Below are 20,744 nucleotides of genomic sequence, written 5' to 3'. Positions count from 1 at the left end.
GCCCCGCGCGCCTGACGCGGGTTCGGTGCCTCCATCGGGAGAGAACAACAATGCGCTACCAATCCCAATCGGTTGCCTACTGGTATTTCGCCGTGGCGATGGTGCTGTTCGGCCTGCAACTGGTCTTCGGCCTGCTGTCGGCGACCAAGTACCTCGGGCCGGACCCACTGCTCTACATCCTGCCGTTCGACGTGACCAAGGTGATCCACACCAACCTGCTGATCGTCTGGGTGCTGACCGGCTTCATGGGCGCGACCTACTGGATGATCCCCGAGGAATCCCGTACGGAGCTGCACAGCGTCAAGCTCGCCTACATCCAGCTCGGTTTGTGGACGCTGATGGGCGTGACCGCGATCATCGGCTACCTGTTTCGCTACGGCACCGGCAATAAGCTCTTGGAGCAGCCGTTGCCGCACAAGATCGTGATCGTCATCTGCATGCTGATCTTTCTCTACAACATCGGCATGACGATTCGGAAATCCGGGCGCTTCACCGCCACCGAAAGCGTGCTGATGATCGGCCTGGTCAGCTCGGCGATCCTGTTCTTCCCGGCGCTGCTGCACTACGAGAACTACACCGTCTCGATCTTCTACCGCTGGTGGACCATCCACCTGTGGGTCGAGGGGGTTTGGATGATGATCATGGGCGCCTTCCTCGCCTACCTGCTGATCCGCCTTTCCGGCGCCGATCGCGAGGTCATGGAGAAGTGGCTGTACGTAATCGTCGGGCTGGTCTTCATCGCTGGCATCATCGGCACGGCGCATCACTACTACTGGGTCGGCGTGCCGACCTACTGGCTGCCGATCGGCGGGTTCTTCAGTGCCCTGGAGCCGCTGGCGCTGGTCGGCATGGCGGCCTACGCCTATGGCGCCATGCGCCGCTCGGGCCTGGCGCATCCCAATACGCTAGCGCTGCACTGGACCATCGGCAGCGCTGTGTTCGCCCTCTTCGGGGCCGGTCTGCTGGGCCTCGCGCACACCTGGCCGAGTGTGAACAAGTGGACCCACGGCACCCTCATCACCGCCATGCACGGCCATGCCGCCTTCTATGGCGCCTACGCGATGATCGTGCTGGCCATGATCACCTACGCATTGCCATCGATGACCAACCGTCGCGAGCCGGGCAGCGCGATCGGCTACTGGGCCTTCTGGTTGCAGATTTCAGGCATGTTCGGCATGACCCTGTCGTTCGCCACCGCTGGCATCGGGCAGGTGTACCTCGAGCGGATCATGGGCATGGGCTACCTTGATGCGCAGCTCAAGATCCAGATCCACTTCGTCATGCTGATCTGTACCGCCTCGGTGTTCACCGTTGGCGTGGCGCTGTTCATCTATGACTTCTTCCGCCATGCACCGCGCTTCGCGACGACGCCCGACCCCGATGCGCGCATGCCGCACGCGTCGTCCGGGACGCTCTGATGGTCACAGGCAGCACTCTGCGCCAGGCCGGCTTCGAACGACCGGAGCCGGCGTTCTATCTGCCGTCGGGTGAGGAGGTCACGCTGTTCGAGCAGTGCCACGCGCGCCAGTTGGCGGTGCTGCTCAAGGGGCCGACCGGTTGTGGCAAGACCCGCTTCGTGGAACACATGGCCGCACGGCTTGGCCGGCCGCTGATCACGGTCGCCTGCCATGATGACCTGACCGCGAGCGACCTGATCGGACGCTTCCTCATCCGTCACGACGGTACCGTCTGGCAGGACGGCCCGCTCACCCGCGCCGTACGCGAAGGCGCCATCTGCTACCTCGATGAAGTCGTCGAGGCACGCCAGGACACCGTGGTCGTCCTGCATGCGCTGACCGATCACCGGCGCATCCTGCCGATCGACAAGACCGGCGAAACCCTCGCCGCCGCGCCTGGCTTCCAGCTGGTGGTGTCCTACAACCCTGGTTACCAGCGCCTGCTCAAGGACCTAAAGCCCAGCACGCGGCAGCGCTTCGTCGCGATCGACCTGGACTTTCCCGCCGCCGAGCAGGAGGCGCTGATCGTCCAGCATGAAAGCGGTGTCGACCTACCCACCGCGCGCGGCCTGGTGACGCTGGCGCAGCGCCTGCGCGGGCTACGCGACCGCGGCCTGGCGGAGGTGCCAAGCACCCGCCTGCTGATCGCCGCGGCTGCGTTGATCGCCGTCGGCATCGCGCCGAAGCTGGCGTGCCAGTCGGCGATCGTCTCGGCGTTGTCGGACGACGAGACGCTGGTCGGTGCGATGCGCGATCTGGTCGACGGCACCTTCGTCTGACGTGGCCGAAGCCGAGGAGGTTCTCACCGACGCCGCGCGCCATGCGACGGTGTTCGCCCAGCGCCTCTGGCGTCGCTACCAGGGGCCGCCGCCGATAACGCCAACCACCACGCTCGCCGACATCGCCGAGCGACTGGACCTGCTGATCACGGCGCTGCTGGGCGAGCACTTCGCTTTGCGCACGGCTCAGGCGCCGCCACGACCCACCCTGCTGGCCCGGCTGTTCGGCCGCGCGCCCCGACCCAGGTGCCGCACCCCGGTGCCGGGCACCGACGGCCGGCACCTCTGGCTACCGCCCGACCTGCGCCCGGCGGACATGGCGCAGGCCGCGACCTTCTACCGCGTCATGGCGCTACAACAGGCCGTGCGTGCCGTGCGCGGCAGCGCGACGCAGCTGCCGGCCGATTTGCCGCCGCCGCAGGCTGCGCTCTATCTGATCTGCGAAGCGCATGCCGCCGACAAGGCGCTGGTCTCGCTGATGCCGGGCATGGTCGATGCCGTGCAGGCGCTGCGCCGCTGGGCGCTGGCTCACCGACCGGCGCTGGGCGAGTTCTCGCCAGCACGTCGCCTGCTCGAAGGCGTGCTAAGGCGGGTGCTCGCAGAACGTTGCGATGCGCTCGATGCCGACTTGCCGCTCGGCCAATCGCCAGCCGAGTCCCTCGACCTGGCCCGATCACTGGCAGCCGAGCTGGGGCTCGATCGCTTTCCGGCGCGGGCATTTGGCGACCGGCCGCTGCTGCCGGACTGGTGGACCGGCGAGTTGTTACCCGATCGCATGCGGCCAGACGACAACCTGGCGCTGTCCGAGGGCCTCGACGAGCCGCCTGCGCCGAGCCCGCAGAGTGCGCGATTGTCCCGGCGCCCGGACGTGCGCGAGGCACGCGACGACGAGGATGACGACGCCGACAGCGGCGCCTGGATGATCCAGGCCGACGAACCTCACCCCTACGCCGAGGACCCGATGGGGCTCAATCGGCCCGTCGACCGGAACGATGCCGACGCCGAGGAGTACGGCGAGATGGTGTCGGAGCTGGCCCAGGCGCGGTTGGTCGCCACACCGGGAACGCCGCGCGAGGTGCTAATTTCGGATGATCCGCCGCCTGGCCGAACCCGTGTGGCGGCACCGGCCGCGGCAGCCGACGCGGGCCTTCACTATCCCGAGTGGGACTACCGCCTCGACGGCTACCGCCTGCCGGGCGCCACCGTGCGGGTGTTGCCGCCGGAGCAGGGGTCGCGTCAGTGGGTCGAGGCGACGCTGGCCAGCTATGGGCCGCTGCTCGAACAGATCAGCCGTCGCTTCGAGATGCTCCAGGCGACACGCCAGTGGCAGCGGCGGCAGGCCGATGGCGAGGAGATCGATCTCGACGCCTACGTCGCCGCCTACGCCGATCAGCACGGCGGCGGCGCGCTCGCCGAGTCGCTGTACCGCTCGCAACGGCGCCGCGAGCGCAGCCTGGCCATTACCCTGCTGGTCGATGCGAGCGGTTCTACCGACAGCTGGGTCGTGGCCAATCGCCGTGTGATCGATGTCGAGCGCGAGGCGTTGCTGCTGGTCGCCATCGCCTTGCAGCGGCTGGGCGAACCCTATGCGATCCAGGCGTTCAGCGGCGCCGGTCCGGGCGCCGTCACGCTGCGTGAGCTGAAGGGATTCAGCGAGCCCTATGGCGAGGAGGTCGCGCTTCGCATCAGTTCGCTGGAGCCGGAGCAATACACGCGTACTGGCGCGGCGATTCGCCATGCCTGCGCCGGCTTGATGCGACAACCGGCGAACCATCGGCTGCTGCTGTTGCTGTCTGACGGCAAACCGAGCGACCGCGATGAATACGAGGGGCGCTACGGTGTTGAGGACATGCGCCAGGCAGTGATCGAAGCCACCTTGCAGGGCATCTCCCCGTTCTGCCTGACCATCGACCGCCAGGGCACCGCGTACTTGCCGCGCATCTTCGGCGCCCAACGTTATGCGCTGTTGCCGCGCCCTGAACTGCTGCCGACCGTGCTGCTCGACTGGATGCGCCGGCTGATTACGCAGGGTGGCTGAGTCAGCCGCTGGTGCGATCCTGCCGAAGCGATCGCCGCCAGCGGTGTGCCCTGGACAACCGGCTCAGCCGGCCTTGTGCTCGCTCGAGGGCCGTTCGCAGCGCTTGCGGCGGTGGTCCTGCTCGGCCGGATGATCCATCCGCAACCCGGCCAGTGGCTGCTTCAGGCGGATTTTCAGCAGCTCGGTGGCGTCGGCCGCCAGCTCGCGCCCGCCGCCGCCAGGGAAGTTGTTGTCGTTCGCCACCAGCAGCGTCCAGGGATCGAGCGGCAGCACGCTCTCGATGGTGACGTAGGGGAAGGTGAAGCGGGTGTCGCCGTCGCCGTTGAGGTCGCTCGGATCGTCGAGGTTCATCAGGTCGACCAGCTCGGTCTTCTGCACCACGCCGCCGTTGCCGACGCGGCGGGTATCGATCAGGTAGATCTTCTTGAAGGGCACACCGCTGGTAGCGGTCGCGCCGTTGCGCTCGATCACCAGGAAGCGGTAGTCGTCCACGGCGGTCATGTCGCCGATGGCATGGCCGGCGGCCTGCAGCGGGTAGAAGTAGGTCCGCCCGGTGTAGCGCTCGGCCTCGATGTCGAACTCGTTGATGCGCAGGCGGTCGGCCGGATCGCCGGCGACCGGCTTCTCCAGCAGGGTGAACAGCCGATCGCCATGCGGCGTGATCGCCATGCCCTCGAAGCCGCCCGATCCGCCAAGGTTGGCCTGCACCCGGCCGGCGACCACGTCCGGGTGCTGCGGCGCGTAGACGCCGGGCAGCGGGATTTCGCTGCGCAGCACGGTGCCGTTGCGGTCGGTCTTGATCAGGAACGGACCGAACTCGTCACCGAACCACAGCGCGCAGTTGCGATCCTCACGGAAGGATTCGATGTCCAGGTCGGCGCCGGTCAGCAGGCGGCCGAAGCGGATCGACGGATCGACCGGCGGGAAGGCGGCGCTGCCGTAGTAATAGGGCTGCTCGGCTTGCAGCGGGATGGTCAGCTTGCCGTTGACGTCGTTGAGCGTGAAGCGCGCCGGCTCGGTGAAGCGTTCGAGCGGCAGCCCGTTGCCGAGGCTGCTGGCGCTGACCGTCCCGGTCCCGCCATCAGCCGTGCGGAAATCCGGCTTGACGCTGTACACGCGCAGCAAGGCGTCGGCCGAGTTGCCCTGACCGCCGAAGCCGTTGTCGCTCATGTACAGGTAGCTGCCGTCGACGCCCGGCAACACGGCGGAGAAGCCTTGCACCGGCTGGCGGTGTTCATAGGGCGGCAGGTAGGTCCCGTAGGCGTTGCCGCGGGTCATCTGGCCGGAGGTCGGGCCGTCGGCAAAGGTGTCCGGCGCCATCCGGGCCCAGCCGACAAGGGTGTTGCCGGCGGCGAAAGCGTGCGTCGAGAGCGCGGCGGCGAGGGCCACGGCAAGCGGTTTCAGGCAGTGCATTGAGAGGTCTCCATCCGAGTGGTCGCTGGCCTCCGGCGAACCGGAACGACGGCATCAGCGAGACCCTACGGAGCCGGTGTGTCAGGCGTGTGGCAATCGTGCGGCGGGCATAGGGTCATGTGCCCTGCTGGGTGAGTTCGCGACGAATATGGCCGATCGCGCCCATCGGATTGAGGCCTTTGGGGCAGACCCAGCTGCAATTGCCGATGCTGCGGCAGCGGAACACGCTGAACGGATCGTCGAGATTCGACAAACGCTCGCCCGTTGCGGTGTCTCGGCTGTCAGCGATGAAGCGCCAGGCTTGCAGCAACCCTGCCGGGCCGATGTATTTCTCAGGATTCCACCACCAGGACGGGCACTGCGAGGTGCAGCAGCCGCAGAGGATGCACTCATACAGACCGTCGAGCCGAGCGCGCTCGGCGGGGGATTGCAGCCGCTCGATGCTTGGCGCCGGCTGGTCATTGATCAGCCAGGGTTTGACGCGTTCGTACTGCTTGAAGAACAGGCTCTGGTCGACGACCAGGTCCCGGATCACCGGCATGCCGGGCAGCGGCCGGATCACCAGCGTGCCGGAGTCATCCAGCGCCTCGGAAACGGGGGTGATACAGGCCAGCCGATTCTTGCCGTTGATGTTCATGCCATCCGAGCCGCAAACGCCTTCACGGCAGGAGCGGCGATAGGCCAGGGTAGGGTCGGTCTCACGCAAATATTCCAGTACATCCAGCACCATGCGCTCGCGAAACTCTTCGGGAACCGGCATCGATTGCATGACGGGCCTCGGATCCCGTTCCTCGTTGTAGCGATACACCCGTACGTCGAGCATGAAACCTCCTGCATGTTGCGCCTGTATCGACGCGCTCAAGTGCGCGTCGAGTTCCAATCCGCCAAGGGTTTTCCGGTAAACCTTAGCCGCTGACGGGGATTGCTTCAGTCCCGTCGTCGAGCGATGACCTGGATCAGTTGGCCTTTTGTGTCGATGACGGCGATCCAGTCAGAGAGACGCCGCTGAACCTCGGCGGTGCAGGCGCCTCGAATCCAGTAGGCGTCATCAATCAGGAGTAGCCGCATGCATGTTCAAGTCAACAGCCATCACATCCCCGGTAGCGTCGCGTTGCACGAGTGGGTAGGGGCGGCCGTGGAGGATCGGCTGGAGCGCTTCGACGATTTTCTTACGCGCATCGAGGTACACCTCAGCGACGAGAACGCACAAAAGGCCGGTGCCGATGACAAGCGCTGCCAGATCGAGGCGCGACCCAAGGGGCATCAGGCCATTTCCGTCACGCACAAGGCCGAGTCGCTGCAGTTGGCGGTGGAAGGCGCCGCGGAGAAGATGCATCACGCGCTGGACCATCTGACGGGCCGACTGGAGACCAAGGTGCTGTCCGGCGGCGAGCTCAACGATCCCTTGCTCGAGGAACAGTCCCAGGCCGCCAAGGACGCCATGCTCGAAGAGGACTTCCTGGCGAAACAGGGCGAGCTGGCGAAACAGGACGAGCTCGACAAGTGAGCCTTCCGGAGGACTGACCGCCCGACGCGGCCCCTGTCAGCGGGAAGGTGTGCCGGGCGAGCGCCATCGGCCAAAACACCAACAAAAAAGCCCCAGGTTTTCACCTGGGGCTGATCCGCTCTTTTGGGGCGGGGTTTGTCGTGCTTGCTCCGGTTCCCGTCCCCGCCGCGGTCCGCCGCGGGCGCTTGGCGAGCCTCGTCGAGGGCGGCTGCCTGTGCTTAGAACAGCACGCGGCTGCGGATGGTGCCGGTGACGTGCTGGAGTTTTTCCAGCGCCAGGTCGGAGTATTCCTTGTCGACGTCGATGACGACGTAACCGACCTTCTCGTTGGTTTGCAGGAACTGGCCGCAGATGTTGATGCCGTTGTCGGCGAACACCTTGTTGATTTCGCTCATCACGCCCGGGATGTTCTGGTGGATGTGCAGCAGGCGGTGCTTGCCCGGGTGCGAGGGCAGCGCCACCTCAGGGAAGTTGACCGAGGACACCGAGGTGCCGTTGTCGCTGTACTTGACCAGCTTCTCGGCCACTTCCAGGCCGATGTTGGCCTGCGCTTCGGCGGTGGAGCCACCGATGTGCGGGGTCAGGATGACGCGATCCAGGCCACGCAGCGGCGTCTGGAATTCTTCGTCGTTGGACTTCGGCTCGACCGGGAACACGTCGATGGCGGCGCCCAGCAGGTGCTCGTCCTTCACGGCCGCGGCCAGGGCATCCAGCTCGACCACGGTGCCGCGTGCGGCATTGATCAGGATGCTGCCCTTCTTCATCGCGCGAATTTCCTTCTCGCCGATCATCCACTGGGTTGATGGCAGTTCCGGGACGTGCAGCGTGACGATGTCGCATAGGCCGAGCAGCTCGTAGAGCGAGCCGATCTGCGTCGCGTTGCCCAGCGGCAGCTTGGTCACCACGTCATAGAAGAAGACCTGCATGCCGAGCGCTTCGGCCAATACCGAGAGCTGGGTGCCGATCGAGCCGTAGCCGATGATGCCCAGCTTCTTGCCACGGATTTCGAAGGAGTTGGCCGCCGACTTGATCCAGTCGCCGCGATGGCAGGCGGCGTTCTTCTCCGGAATGCCGCGCAACAGCAGGATCGCCTCGGCCAGCACCAGTTCGGCGACCGAGCGGGTGTTGGAGTAGGGCGCGTTGAACACGGCAATGCCGCGCTCGCGGGCGGCGTTGAGGTCGACCTGGTTGGTCCCGATGCAGAAGCAGCCGACCGCGATCAGCTTGCCGGCCGCATCGAAGATTTCTTCGGTCAGCTGGGTGCGCGAGCGGATGCCGATGAAATGCACGTCGGCGATCTTTTCCTTGAGCTCATCACCCGACATGGCGCCCTTGTGGTACTCAATGTTCGTGTAACCGGCAGCCTGGAGCGTGTCCACCGCATTCTGGTGAACGCCTTCGAGAAGAAGGAACTTGATCTTGCTCTTGTCGAGAGAGGTTTTGCTCATCTGCATACACCTATAGGCCAGGGGCTGACTGGCGTGTCCAGCGGCTTGCGGAGCGGGCGGAGCGCCGTTCCGAGGGGCTGCCGAGGCACGTCGAAAAGGGTGCGTATGCTAGCATACGGCCCCCGCTGGAAACCCCTTCCCTGAGCTGAAGCGTACTCAGGGTGACCATGAATCCTTTGAGAGTTCCGACGATGACCGATAGCGCCCTGATCGACGAGCTGAAGACCCTGGTCGAGCCTGGCAAGGTGTTGACCGACGCCGATTCGCTCACTGCCTACGGCAAGGACTGGACCAAGCAATACGCACCCGCGCCGAGCGCTGTCGTCTTCCCGAAGACGATCGAGCAGGTGCAGGCCATCGTGCGCTGGGCTAATCAGAACAGGGTGGCGCTGGTGCCGTCGGGCGGTCGCACCGGGCTCTCGGCCGCGGCGGTGGCGCCGAATGGCGAGGTGGTGGTGTCGTTCGACTACATGAACCAGATCCTCGACTTCAACGCGACCGATAGGACGGTCGTCTGCCAGCCGGGCGTGGTCACCGCGCAATTGCAGCAGTTCGCCGAAGACAAGGGGTTGTATTACCCGGTCGATTTCGCCTCGGCCGGCTCCAGCCAGATCGGCGGCAACATCGGCACCAATGCCGGTGGGATCAAGGTGATCCGCTACGGCATGACTCGCAACTGGGTGGCGGGGCTGAAGGTCGTCACCGGCAAGGGCGACGTGCTCGAGCTGAACAAGGACCTGGTCAAGAACGCCACTGGCTACGACCTGCGCCAGCTGTTCATCGGTGCCGAGGGGACGCTGGGCTTCGTGGTCGAGGCGACCATGCGCCTGGAGCGCCAGCCGACCAACCTCACCGCGATGGTGCTGGGCACGCCGGATTTCGATTCGATCATGCCGGTGCTGCATGCGTTTCAGGACAAGCTGGACCTGACCGCTTTCGAGTTTTTCTCCGACAAGTGCCTGGACAAGATCCTCGCGCGTGGCGACGTCCCCGCGCCGTTCGAGACCCGCGCGCCGTTCTATGCGCTGCTGGAGTTCGAGGCCACCACCGAGCAGCGCGCCGAGCAGGCGCTGGCGACCTTCGAGCACTGCGTGAACGAAGGCTGGGTGATCGACGGGGTGATGAGCCAGAGCGAGCAGCAACTGCAGAATCTGTGGAAGCTGCGCGAGTACATCTCCGAAACCATCTCGCACTGGACGCCCTACAAGAACGACATCTCGGTCACCGTCTCCAAGGTGCCGGCCTTCCTGGCCGACATCGATGCGATCGTGACGAGCAACTACCCGGATTTCGAGGTGCTCTGGTACGGCCACATTGGCGACGGCAACCTGCACCTGAACATCCTCAAGCCCGAGGCGCTGTCGAAGGACGAGTTCTTCGAGAAGTGCGCGTCGGTCAACAAGTGGGTGTTCGAAACGGTCCAGACGTACAACGGCTCGATTTCTGCCGAGCACGGCGTCGGGCTGACGAAGCGCGATTACCTGACGTACAGCCGCTCGGAGGCCGAGATTGCCTACATGAAGGCGATCAAGGCGGCGTTCGATCCCAACGGGATCATGAACCCGGGCAAGGTGTTCACGCTCGACTAAGCCTTAGGTCCAAGCGACAGCCAGCGCGGCGCGGCCTCATGCTCGCCGTTTGCCTCGCTGTGTATCGATCGCGGCCATTGCGCGGCCGCCTCAGGAGAAGCCGATGAGTTACCAGCACCAGTACACCGACGGTACGCCGATCCACTTTCCGCTCGGCAAAGCCGTGTGCATCGGGCGCAACTACGCCGAGCACGCCAAGGAACTGAACAATCCGGTCCCGACCGAGCCGCTGCTGTTCATCAAGACCGGTAGCTGCGCCGTACCCTTGGCCGGTGGCTTCAGCATTCCGCAGGACCGTGGCGGCGTGCATTTCGAGGCGGAAATCGCCGTGCTGATCGGCAAGCCGTTGTCTCGCAAGCCCAGCGAAGAGGAAGTACGCGACGCCATCAGCGGCTTCGCGCCGGCGCTGGACCTGACCCTGCGCGACGTGCAATCGCGCCTCAAGGAGAAAGGCCAGCCGTGGGAGCTCGCCAAGAGTTTTGACGGCGCGCTGGTGCTGGCGCCTTTCGTGCCAGGCGATGCGATTACCGACCTGACAGACATCGGAATCCGCCTGACCATCAATGGCGAAGTGCGCCAGGACGGCAACAGCAGCGACATGATCAACGCGATCCTGCCGCTGATTCAGCACATCAGTGCGCACTTCAGCCTGCAGCCCGGCGATGTGGTGCTCACCGGTACGCCGGCCGGCGTCGGCCCGCTGGCTAGCGGCGATGCGCTGACGATCGAGCTCGTCGGCATCTCCCGCTTCGACAGTCGCGTGTCCTGATCGCCAGCCGGGGCAGGGTCGCACCGCGCAGACGCCAGGTTTTGCGCGGGTGCGGCCTCTTCCTGGCGATAGCGGTGGCCATCGGGCTGGTGCGTTACCACCACCTCGACGATCGCCTCGGCTACCTGGTCGCCGAACACTTCACATCGGACGCCGAGCGCAAGGCCAGCATCTGGCTGCCGGGCTATCGCGCCGTGATTCAGGCCAAGCCATTGCGCGGGCTGGACGGCGACGAGCCCTCCGATCTCGCATACAACCCTCGCACCGGTACGCTGTTCACCGTCACCGGACGCGACCCTCAACTGGTCGAGCTGACCCGTTACGGGGAAGTGCTGCGCAGCATCCCGCTGATCGGGTTCGCCAATCCCGAGGGCGTTGCGGTGCTCGAGGATGGCCGGATGGCGATCGTCGACGAGCGCCGCCGTTCGCTGTCTTTCTTCACGCTCGATCCGCATACCGATCGCCTCAGCGTGTTCGACACCGTCGAGCACGATCTGGGTTTTCCCGAGGCGGGCAACAAGGGGTTCGAGGGCATCGCCTGGGACGGACGTAGCGGCAGGCTATTGCTCGGCAAGGAGCGCAACCCGCGCGGCTTGTTCAGCTGGGTGCCTGGCACGGACGGCGACAGTCTGCGGCCTCTGCAGGGGCCGGGCCTGGAAATGCGCAACCTTTCGGCGCTCAGCATCGATGGAAGAACTGGGCATCGCCTGGTGCTGTCGGCACAATCGAATCTGCTGCTGGAGCTGGATGAACGGGGCGAGCCCGTGAGCTTCATCAGCCTGTTACGTGGCTTCAGTGGGCTCAAGGCTTCCATTCCACGCGCCGAGGGCGTGGCGATCGACGAGCAGGGCACGCTTTACATTGTCAGCGAGCCCAACCTGTTCTACGTCTTCATGCGTGAAGACGCCGCCGATGAACCATGAGCCCGGTCCGCAGTCCCATGCGCGCCGTTCAGCTGCGGTTAAGGCCGTTCGGCGAGGCTACCCGCCACTCCCACATGGATATCGACCAATGATTCGCTCGCGCAAGCTTCGTTATTCGCTGCTTCTGTTGGGTTCGGTGATGGCCTTGGGCGCGATCATCGCCGAGGACCGTACCCGTCTGCTTGAGCGCAGCCTCTTCCAGGCCAACCAGGCACGTGAGGACAAGGCCCCCGACGGTTCCCTGTGGCTGGCCGATTACCACGCCGTGCGCCAGGCACAACCGATCGAAGGCATTTCCGACGACCTGTCCGCGCTGACCTACGACCCGCAAAGCAAGACGCTGTTCAGCCTGACCAACCAGCGCGAAAAGCTTGTCCAGCTGAGTCTGGATGGCAAGGTGCTGCGGACCATTCCGCTGAGCGGTTTCGATGATCCTGAAGCGGTCGAATACGTCGGTCCTGGCACGTTCGTGGTGGCGGATGAGCGCAATCTGCGGCTGCATCTGATCAAGGTTGGCGACGATACCCGTGCCATCGACGCGGCGCAGGGCCGGCAACTCACCCTGGAGGGCGACTCGGGCGGTAACAAGGGGCTCGAGGGCTCGGCTTACGATCCGTCGACGGACACGCTCTTTCTCGCGAAGGAGCGCGACCCGCTGCAGATCTTCGAGGTCAACGGCTTCACCCGCGACGGCCAGGCCGGGCAGGCGAGCGTAACGGCGAACCCGGCGCGCGACGGTGGGCTGTTCGTCAGCGACCTGTCGAGCCTGTTCTTCCACGCGCCGACCGGGCACCTGTTCGCGCTATCGGATGAATCGGGCGTGTTGCTCGAGCTGGACGAACACGGCCAGCCGGTGAGCAGCCTGTCGCTCAGCGAGGGCGAGCACGGCCTCGACGAAGACGTCCCCCAGGCTGAGGGCGTGACCATGGACGCTGAAGGCAATATCTACCTCGTCAGCGAACCTAACCTCTTCTACGTCTTCAGCAAGCGCCAGGGCTGAGGCTCAGCGACCGAGCCGCAGAACGCCCTGCTCGGTGCCCAGCAACAGCACATCGGCCGGCCGCGCGGCGAACAGGCCATTGGTCACCACGCCGACGATGTTGTTGATGCGCTCCTCGAGCTGGGTCGGGCTATCGATGCGCAGGTTGTGCACGTCGAGAATGATATTGCCGTTATCGGTGGTCACGCCTTCACGGTAGACAGGATCGCCACCGAGCTTCACCAGCTGCCGCGCCACATGGCTGCGCGCCATCGGAATGACCTCCACAGGCAGCGGGAAGCCGCCGAGCAGGTCGACTTTCTTGCTGGCATCGGCAATGCAAACGAACTGTTTGGCCACTGCGGCAACGATCTTCTCGCGGGTCAGCGCGGCACCACCGCCCTTGATGAGTTCGAGGCGCTCGTTGGCTTCGTCGGCACCGTCCACATAAAACTCCAGCTCGCTGACCGTATTGAGGTCATACACCGGAATCCCGTGCTGCTTGAGCCGCTGCGCCGTGCCTTCGGAACTGGCGACGGCGCCATCGAATGCCGTCTTGTGCTGCGCGAGCAGATCGATGAAGAAATTCGCCGTCGACCCCGTGCCGACCCCCACGATGCTCTTCTCGTCCAGATGCGGAAGGATGTAGTCGACCGCGGCCTGTGCGACGGCTTGCTTGAGCTGGTCCTGGGTCATGCGAGGCTCCGAGTCGGTAGAAGACAGGGTGCGGAGTATAGCGGGCGGCGGCGGGGTGGGTTGTCTGATAGGCATGGCGTGCTAAGGCTTTGGCTGGAAAGATTGCTTGGAGTAGCTTCAGATCAGGGGCTAGCTAGCCGACATGCTTGATTACAGATCCAGCCCTCACTTCAACTTAGATTGATCAATCGCGTCGTCTGGCCGCTGCGACGCAGGCGCTCAGGATAAGCTGAGGCCCTTGGAGCTTGGCTGGTTTCAGATGAACTCTGTAACCAGCTGAACAGTAAAAACATGTCCAGCAGTGAGGCCACATTTGTCCCGTTGAGATAGTTTTTTCCACCCGCCGCAGCTCTTCTCAAGTGCCCAGGGAAAGCTTGCTGGGTTTCAATATCGAATTTATTGAACTGCATGGGCTGAACTCCACGCTGAGCAAAAATGGCGCAAATAGATAGAAAAGTGGCTAAGGTGCGCTCACAACTATTAGCTTTTTGAAGTATTGCCAAACAGAAAAAATCCGATAACGAGAAGGGGCAATATATTCACTGGCGGTTTCTCGGCAACTGAAGTCGAGTTATCGCTTTCGTCCATATCTTTGTCAGTCATTAAGGGGCTCTGAGTCGGATACGTTAATCACGCTATATCTGTAAGCAGGCCAGCAAACGTTATTTTCATCACTCACCCATAGAATAATCATCAAGTGCCAGGCAGACTTTCGCGTACTTCAGGCTCGGGCTTGCTCAATGGCACCTTGAAGTACTCCAGCAGGGTTTGCCCCTTGGTGAAGGCTTTGCGGATGTCGGCGCTTTGTTTCTTCAGCTCTTCGCTGGGCACGGCCCATTGTTCGGGTGGCAGGGGTTGCGACCAATCCAGTACTTCCCTGGGGAAGCTGGCCTTGGGCCGGCGGTTGACCCAGGCGGAGATATGGCACGGCAGGTGCCAACCGCTGAAGAACTGGATGGCGAGGAAGCCGAACAGATAGCGCAGGTACGAGTGTTCCGTGCGGTAGACCTGCCGGCAGAGGTTGAAATAGGCCACGGTACCTTCCTCGTACTCTTCCGGCTGCGGCTCGGGCAGGGCCGAGGGGCCTTCCTCCATATAGGCGCGAATGGCCTCCCACTCGCTGACGGCCAGGCCCAAGGTGGCGGTGGGCACGGTGACCCAGAGCACGTCACCGGTGTTGGCATCGCGCAGGCCGATCATCAGGGCAAAGCTGGGGGTAACGGCGTACTGGGTGACGGTCTGGCCGACGGAGACGCAGGCGATCACCTCCTCCCAAGGGACATAGCGGGGAGCCTCGCCTTTTTTGAAGACGAAGGCGACTTCCCGACGCTGGCGGTTGAAGCGGATGGGGGGACGGATGCTGACCTGGCGGACGAAGTAAATGAAAATGCTGCCGTACATCGTTACCAGGAAACCTACGATTCCCCACATATACCAATTGGGAAGGACGAGGGTCAGGATGATCTCGAAGATCGGATCGCCGTATTGTATATGTTCCGCGACCCCCAAACCGAAGCCAACTAAGAAGAAGATCACAATGAACATGACTGAGCCGATACTTCCCCGTGAGGCGAACTCAAACGTCCCCCTGCTCACGGCATAATCTAGAAAAACTTCATTGCTTTCGCGGTGCAATTGCCGAGAGCTGAAAGCCGGCGTTCCTGTCGGAAACGGTTTGGGCGAGAGATAGAACACTTCCATCCCCGACTCGCGTTCGAAGTCTCCGGCCTGGGGCAACCGGTCGTATTTATTCTCAGGCATATATATGTTCGCCATCGCTTGCAGCGCAGGGCGCTCAAGCATCGGCTGGGGCTCCTTCCGCCTGGCTGAGCTGCACCTTGAAGTAGTCCAGCAGGGTTTGCCCCTTGGCGAAGGCTTTGCGGATGTCCGCGCTTTGTTTCTTCAGGGCTTCGCTGGGCGCGGCCCATTGTTCGGGTGGCAGGGGTTGCGACCAGTCCAGTACTTCCTTGGGAAAGCTGGCCTTGGGCTGGCGGTTGACCCAGGCGGAAATATGGCACGGCAGGTGCCAACCGCTGAAGACCTGGATGGCGAGGAAGCCGAACAGATAGCGCAGGTACGAGTGTTCCGTGCGGTAGACCTGCCGGCAGAGGTTGAAGTAGGCCACGGTGCCTTCCTCGTACTCTTCCGGCTGCGGCTCGGGCAGCGCCGAGGGTCCTTCCTCCATATAGGCGCGAATGGCTTCCCATTCGCTGACGGCCAGGCCCAGGGTGGCGGTGGGCACGGTGACCCAGAGCACGTCGCCGGTGTTGGCATCGCGCAGGCCGATCATCAGGGCAAAGCTGGGGGTGACGGCGTACTGGGTGACGGTCTGGCCGGCGGAGACGCAGGCGATCACCTCTTCCCAGGGGATATAGCGGGGGGCTTCGCCTTTCTTGAAGACGAAGGCTATTTCCCGACGCTGGCGGTTGAAGCGGATGGGGGGGCGGATGCTGACTTGGCGGACGGCGTAGAAAAATATACTGCCGTAGAGAGTGATTAAGAACACAATAAAGAGCCAATTGAAAGGCATTAGGAAGTAGTTGAACCAACTGGCCCAGAAGGGTTCTTGGTTCATTCGGATCCATGCAGCGAGGCCAGTACCGAGCAAGAAGAAAATCACTATAAAAATTACCGAGCCGATTCCCCCTCTCGACATAAATTCGAACGTTCCCCTGCCCACCGCGAAATCCAAAAAGACTTCATTGCTTTCGCGGTGCAATTGCCGAGAGCTGAAAGTCGGCATACCTGTCGGAAGCGGCTTGGGCGAGAGATAGAACACTTCCGTACCGGACTCGCGCTCGAAGTCTCCGGCCTGGGGCAATCGGTCGTATTTATTTTCAGGCATGCAGGTGCTCCGGTTTGACTTCTATCCATCTCAAGGGGGTGCCGCTGGGCTTTATTGAGGGCTCGCCTTTGGTGGACTTGGCGATGGAGGCCATCTCCAGTGGAATCCGATAGTACAGGTAAGCGTCGCTGGCCTTGAGGGGTTGGTTGGCGAGCTCCGGTTGTACGGCCAGTCGCAACATCAGCAGGCACTGCGAGCCGCACCAGTCGGCCGGCAGTTCCAGGGCCAGGGTCAGCGGCTGGGTTTCGGCGATCCGCAGGTTTTCGCTGATGACCGGGCCTACATCTTCCGGCGGGCGGCTGATCTGCGCATGCCATTCGGCCGTGAAAACCAGGGGGTGGTCACTCAAACTGGCCAAGGAGACGCCCGGCAAGGTCAATTGCAGGGTACGTACGGATTCACCGTCGCTGGCACGCGGGGCGAGGCCCTTGTCCTCAATGACCGGGCGCAGATTGGCTTCGGCCAGGCCTTGGGCATGGGCGGGCCAATCCCAGCCTTTTTCCTCCATTCCCCAACAGCAGCCGAGCATCCAGCGTTGCTGGTCATCCAGGTTGAAGTAGTTGTACAGCGCCTCGCCACCCAGTTGCAGCGCGGTGAAGGCCAGCCCCCAGGGACTAAGGCGAGCCGAGAAGTTCAGGAAGCGTGCTCCGCGAGTGGCCCACGCCATGCTCAAGGCGGCAGCTCTCTGCCCAGGCAGTGCCTTGTGATAATCCAACGCAATCCCACCAAGCTCCCAGAAGGCCTTTCCGGTTATGGCGGCATTTACGCTGGTAGCCCCCAGGTCGCCGGACACCACCATAAGCGCGCCGGCTTTCTCTTCGGCGGTGCCGGTGCGGAAGGCATCGGTCCACTTGCTCCAGTTATCCCAGACGGTACCCACTGAGCTGATACAGGCCAAGGGGGAAATTATCACTCCCAATCCCAGTCCTAACTTGCCCAACCTGACGGCGAAGAGCATGCCGCCTTTGCCGGCGGTGCTGGCGACGGTGGCTTGCAGGGCTTTATCCACCATGGAGATATGAGCAGTTTGATAAACCGACAGTGCTGCGGAAGCTGCTCCTGCAAGCGCACCTAAAAATGCCCCTAATTCTTTACCAGATGGACCTGATATTTTCCGCCAGTCCTCAATTGTCTCCTTCAAATTCCAAACTTGAAGCCCTACCGCCGCCAGAGGCAAAAGGCCACCCTTCAGCGCCGCCGTTTGCGTACCCGCAGTCCCATAACCGCCGCGCATACCTGCCCGCAGCCGACGAATTTCCTCGTTGAGCACGCTGTGCAACGCCGGGTCGAGTTTCAGCCGAGCGCCGACGAAGCCGGCCGGCAGAGTGCTGGTGGGCGTCAGGCTTTCCTGTAGCTGGTTGACCAGCGCGGTTCGCTGTTGGCGCACCACGCCGAGCTGCCGGTTGAGTTGCTGTTTTTCCAGCTTGGCGGCCTGGCGCTGGGCTTCGCTTAGCAGTCGGCGCCTGCTTTGCGCCTGGGCGCGATTGCGCGCCTTGATCAGCTCATCCTCGCTTTGTAGCAATTGATTCAGCTTGACCAGGTTCAAGCGGAAAAGCTGGGCGTCCTGTTCGCTGGCCACGGCGAGCGTGGCGCCTTCCTGTTTCAGGGCGATCAGGGTACCCAGGCGATGGGCGCGGTTGGTCTGGCTGGCGAGTTTATCCAGATGCTGGCGAAGGGCGGGGCCGTTGAGCTGGTCTTGCAGCCCCGCCAGCCAGTTTTCCAGGCGCAGGGCAATGGCCGGAATATAGGCGGCGTTGACGGCCTGGCTGGCACTGGCGGCCGCGGGGCTCAGGTTGAGGCTCCTGGTCCAATGGCTGCCCATCAGTCTCTCGACTTCCTGCAAGCGGGCCTGGGCATCCGTCAGTCCACTCTTGAAGTTGCGCAAGTCGTCGAGCCATTTGACCAGATCGTTGGATTTCTTGCCGAGGAAGGCGCCATCCAGACGGCCGGCGAACGCCGGCAGGATGTAATAGGGATACTTGTGGAAGTATTCGCCGACCGCCTTCAGGCTTTCCTCGGTCCGGCACAGGTCGCGCACGCAGTTCTGCTCGGTCACCAGCGCGGCCATGAGCTGGTCGGGACGCTCGGGGTCGAAGTACCAGGCGCTGCGGTGGAATTCGCCCTTGGTGAAGATGCTCAACCGGTCGGCGGTGATGCGATCCAGGCGGGCGGTCCAGCGCTTCAGGTGCACCCGCTCGTCTTCGAGGTACTTCTTCATTTCCTCGTGACGCACCAGATCGTGGATGCCGCGCGCGCCCCAGCCTTTGCCTTCCAGCGCCCCTTCATGCTGGTCTTCGAGCTTTTCGATGTCGTCTTCGAGGTCGTCGTAGAGGTCTTCGCCGAGGGCATCGATCATCGCCTGTTTCTGGGCTTCCATCTCCTGTTTGGCGGCGATGGTTCTCGGGTCGAGCACGACGTTGCGGGTGTAGTAGCCATTGACCTTCTGGGCGACCGGCAGGCGACGCCGTTCCCACAGCCATTTATCGCGCGCTTCGATGTAGGCGTAGACTTTTTCGCGCTGGGCGGGGGTGGTCTTCTTGAACAGCGCATCGCTGGCGCCGGCCTGGCGAGCGGTGCCGTCATTCGCCACCATCAGGGTTTCGATGTAGCTGCCAATGACGTACTTGAGCTCCTTGCGCTGCTGGCCCACCCAGTCGTCGATCCAGCCGACGACCTTGTCCTGTTCCTCGGCCAGGTCACGCATCACGCCGATGCTGTCCTTGAGCACCAGGTAGAAATGGTCGTGCTCGTAAGCCGGTGCCAGTGCTTTCTTGATCTCGCCTAGCTGGGTGCGTCGGTACAGCGGCTGGTGTTCCCAGCAATAGTCCTTGCCTTCCTCCGGATGGGCGCCTGTCGGTTGAGCGGTTTGGGCCGGTTTTTCCGTCACCTCGGCCAGCCATTTTTCCGCCTGTTTGGCGGTCAGCAGGTGGGCGCCGACTTTTTCGCAGTCGGCCTTGCTGAGGTCGACCACCTGCATGAACAGGTCGCGTTCGGCCCGGCTCTTGAGCACTTGCGAGCACTTGAACGCGGTCCACTGTACTTCCGAGAAACCGACATGCAGGGTAGCGCCGCGCGGAAAGACCAATCGTGGTTCGGCCACATTGCCGAGGCGTTTGTCCTGCGCCGCCTCGTTGCCTTTCCAGAGAAACTTGGTGACCTTGCCTTGCTCGACGCGGTATTCGTGCAGATAACTGGTGCCGTTTTCGATCACATACAGCCACCCATCCCGCAGCAACCGTATGCCCAAGGGTCGCGATTTGAGCTTGTAGGGCAGGGCCAGTTCGGCGCTGGGGTCCAGGCGCTCGACCAGGCCATAGCGCAGCGGCAGCAGCTGCACCTTGTTCTTCATCAGGGAGCAGACGCCCATCGGGCTCTTGGCGTCGCTCCGGCTCTTGTCGGTGTGATTCGGATTCGTGCTCGTGGTCATTCAGGAAGTCCTTCCCGCTTGCGTGGCGCGGGCGTAGGCCAGGTCGGCGGCCTGCTCGATGTGCTCAGCGGGAACTAGCGAGGGGGAGGCGAGTAGCGCGGCAATATCCGGATGAGTCTGCAGAGCGTCTTCGCCTAGGAATCCGAAAATGTTGGCAAAGAGCGTGATGTCGTGTTCGCTATCGAAGCCCTTGCTGTAGGCGCTGTTGGCCAAGTCCTGCAGGTATGCCCAGCGCTCGTGGCCCTGCCGGGGCCGCGCATGGTCCGGAAAGTGTTCGCTCAGATGTTCATCCAGGCGAATCAGCACGCCCCTGAAGGCAACCTCGCCCAGCCGCTCGAGCTGCTCGTTTGAGAGGATGTAGGGCTTGTCCCGGTTGGTCTTGGCGACCGGGCCGGGCCGTTCGAGCCAATGCCACTGCTCTTCCAGACGATCGCCTGCGAGCACTTGTTCGATCGGGCCGAACAAGGTGGCATCCCCTATGTCCATCGACTGCTTGAGCAGCGCCTGGGCTACGGCGGGGTCGGCCAGGCGCAGCAGGACCTCTTCTCCGGAAGGATGCAGGACGCTGGTCAACCAGCGCAGGTGGGCCAGCAGGTCATCCCGTTCGGCGTCGCTGAACAGCAGGTAGCCCCACTCCTCTTCAGCCTGGGCGAGAAAGGCGGCCAGCGCCGGGTCATGCGGCCCCTGCAGGGTCACCAGGCAGGGCGATAGGTCTTTCAGTTCGGCCCAGTGGGTTTCCAGGTACAGCACCTCGAACGCCGGGTCGTCATGCCATTCATAGAGCCGTCGAGGCAGCGCTTCGACGGTGACGCCATCTAGCAGCAAATAGGCCTGCTTACTCCACGGCAGCTCCGACGGTAGAGCGCGGAGGGAC

18 protein-coding genes are annotated in these 20,744 nt (G+C 63.4%); 8 read left to right on the top strand and 10 right to left on the bottom strand.

Going from position 1 to position 20,744, the window contains the following annotated elements; genetic code table 11:
* Positions 1 to 50 precede the first annotated feature (50 nt).
* From D7325_RS07595 to D7325_RS07585, 3 genes are read left to right on the top strand one after another with little or no spacing between them, the layout of a single operon-like run.
* Positions 51 to 1,418: a cbb3-type cytochrome c oxidase subunit I gene (locus tag D7325_RS07595; RefSeq protein ID WP_120994942.1), complete on the top strand. Its 1,368-nt coding sequence runs from the start codon at positions 51 to 53 to the stop codon at positions 1,416 to 1,418.
* Complete coding sequence (locus tag D7325_RS07590) at positions 1,418 to 2,236, top strand: CbbQ/NirQ/NorQ/GpvN family protein (protein ID WP_120994941.1); 819 nt, start codon at positions 1,418 to 1,420, stop codon at positions 2,234 to 2,236. Before D7325_RS07595 ends, D7325_RS07590 begins: the two co-directional genes overlap by 1 nt.
* 1 nt (position 2,237) lies before the next feature.
* Positions 2,238 to 4,274: a nitric oxide reductase activation protein NorD gene (locus D7325_RS07585; RefSeq protein ID WP_120994940.1), complete on the top strand. Its 2,037-nt coding sequence runs from the start codon at positions 2,238 to 2,240 to the stop codon at positions 4,272 to 4,274.
* A 63-nt stretch (positions 4,275 to 4,337) separates the two neighbouring features.
* Here D7325_RS07585 and D7325_RS07580 read toward each other — a convergent pair whose 3' ends face one another.
* The 3 genes from D7325_RS07580 to D7325_RS19045 all read right to left on the bottom strand — a co-directional run bounded on the left by D7325_RS07580 (position 4,338) and on the right by D7325_RS19045 (position 6,755).
* Positions 4,338 to 5,687, bottom strand: coding sequence for an esterase-like activity of phytase family protein (locus tag D7325_RS07580; RefSeq protein ID WP_120994939.1), 1,350 nt, complete (start codon positions 5,685 to 5,687; stop codon positions 4,338 to 4,340).
* Between the two features lie 115 nt (positions 5,688 to 5,802).
* Positions 5,803 to 6,510, bottom strand: coding sequence for a succinate dehydrogenase iron-sulfur subunit (locus tag D7325_RS07575; protein WP_120994938.1), 708 nt, complete (start codon positions 6,508 to 6,510; stop codon positions 5,803 to 5,805).
* 104 nt (positions 6,511 to 6,614) lie between these two features.
* Entirely contained in the window at positions 6,615 to 6,755 is a 141-nt protein-coding gene (locus D7325_RS19045) for a hypothetical protein (RefSeq protein WP_162988016.1), read from the bottom strand.
* On the opposite strand from D7325_RS19045, the gene D7325_RS07570 reads away from it, so the two are divergent.
* Positions 6,754 to 7,194 (top strand): HPF/RaiA family ribosome-associated protein, encoded by a 441-nt coding sequence (locus tag D7325_RS07570; protein WP_120994937.1) that lies wholly within the window; start codon positions 6,754 to 6,756, stop codon positions 7,192 to 7,194. The two genes, D7325_RS19045 and D7325_RS07570, sit on opposite strands and share 2 nt — an antisense overlap.
* A 218-nt stretch (positions 7,195 to 7,412) precedes the next feature.
* On the opposite strand, the gene serA is transcribed toward D7325_RS07570, so the two are convergent.
* Complete coding sequence (serA, locus tag D7325_RS07565; RefSeq protein WP_120995117.1) at positions 7,413 to 8,642, bottom strand: phosphoglycerate dehydrogenase; 1,230 nt, start codon at positions 8,640 to 8,642, stop codon at positions 7,413 to 7,415.
* A gap of 191 nt (positions 8,643 to 8,833) precedes the next feature.
* On the opposite strand from serA, the gene D7325_RS07560 reads away from it, so the two are divergent.
* The 4 genes from D7325_RS07560 to D7325_RS07545 all read left to right on the top strand — a co-directional run bounded on the left by D7325_RS07560 (position 8,834) and on the right by D7325_RS07545 (position 12,923).
* Positions 8,834 to 10,231 carry an FAD-binding oxidoreductase gene (locus D7325_RS07560; RefSeq protein WP_120994936.1) on the top strand — a complete coding sequence of 466 codons (1,398 nt, stop codon included), beginning with the start codon at positions 8,834 to 8,836 and terminating at the stop codon, positions 10,229 to 10,231.
* Positions 10,232 to 10,334: 103 nt separating this feature from the next.
* Complete coding sequence (locus tag D7325_RS07555; protein WP_120994935.1) at positions 10,335 to 11,000, top strand: fumarylacetoacetate hydrolase family protein; 666 nt, start codon at positions 10,335 to 10,337, stop codon at positions 10,998 to 11,000.
* Positions 11,001 to 11,041: 41 nt separating this feature from the next.
* Positions 11,042 to 11,923, top strand: a complete 882-nt coding sequence (locus tag D7325_RS07550; RefSeq protein WP_120994934.1) for an SdiA-regulated domain-containing protein — start codon at positions 11,042 to 11,044, stop codon at positions 11,921 to 11,923.
* 88 nt (positions 11,924 to 12,011) lie between these two features.
* Positions 12,012 to 12,923, top strand: coding sequence for an SdiA-regulated domain-containing protein (locus tag D7325_RS07545; protein WP_120994933.1), 912 nt, complete (start codon positions 12,012 to 12,014; stop codon positions 12,921 to 12,923).
* 3 nt (positions 12,924 to 12,926) lie between these two features.
* On the opposite strand, the gene rpiA is transcribed toward D7325_RS07545, so the two are convergent.
* The 6 genes from rpiA to D7325_RS07520 form a co-directional block, all read right to left on the bottom strand.
* The gene (rpiA, locus tag D7325_RS07540) at positions 12,927 to 13,598 is read right to left on the bottom strand and encodes a ribose-5-phosphate isomerase RpiA (RefSeq protein WP_120994932.1); all 672 of its coding nucleotides are present in this window, start codon (positions 13,596 to 13,598) and stop codon (positions 12,927 to 12,929) included.
* 170 nt (positions 13,599 to 13,768) lie between these two features.
* Positions 13,769 to 14,008 carry a hypothetical protein gene (locus D7325_RS19040; RefSeq protein WP_162988015.1) on the bottom strand — a complete coding sequence of 80 codons (240 nt, stop codon included), beginning with the start codon at positions 14,006 to 14,008 and terminating at the stop codon, positions 13,769 to 13,771.
* Between the two features lie 283 nt (positions 14,009 to 14,291).
* Complete coding sequence (locus D7325_RS19260) at positions 14,292 to 15,401, bottom strand: DUF6708 domain-containing protein (RefSeq protein WP_245962040.1); 1,110 nt, start codon at positions 15,399 to 15,401, stop codon at positions 14,292 to 14,294.
* Positions 15,394 to 16,443: a DUF6708 domain-containing protein gene (locus D7325_RS19255; protein ID WP_245962039.1), complete on the bottom strand. Its 1,050-nt coding sequence runs from the start codon at positions 16,441 to 16,443 to the stop codon at positions 15,394 to 15,396. Before D7325_RS19255 ends, D7325_RS19260 begins: the two co-directional genes overlap by 8 nt.
* A complete protein-coding gene (locus tag D7325_RS07525) occupies positions 16,436 to 19,870 on the bottom strand; it encodes a toxin VasX (protein WP_177431781.1) in 3,435 nt (1,144 codons plus the stop codon). Before D7325_RS07525 ends, D7325_RS19255 begins: the two co-directional genes overlap by 8 nt.
* Positions 19,871 to 20,695: a DUF4123 domain-containing protein gene (locus D7325_RS07520; RefSeq protein WP_245962038.1), complete on the bottom strand. Its 825-nt coding sequence runs from the start codon at positions 20,693 to 20,695 to the stop codon at positions 19,871 to 19,873.
* Between the last annotated feature and the right edge of the window lie 49 nt (positions 20,696 to 20,744).

The sequence above is a fragment of the Stutzerimonas urumqiensis genome, assembly GCF_003640395.1.
GTDB lineage: Bacteria > Pseudomonadota > Gammaproteobacteria > Pseudomonadales > Pseudomonadaceae > Stutzerimonas > Stutzerimonas urumqiensis.
This window is presented reverse-complemented; position numbering and strand designations above follow the sequence as displayed.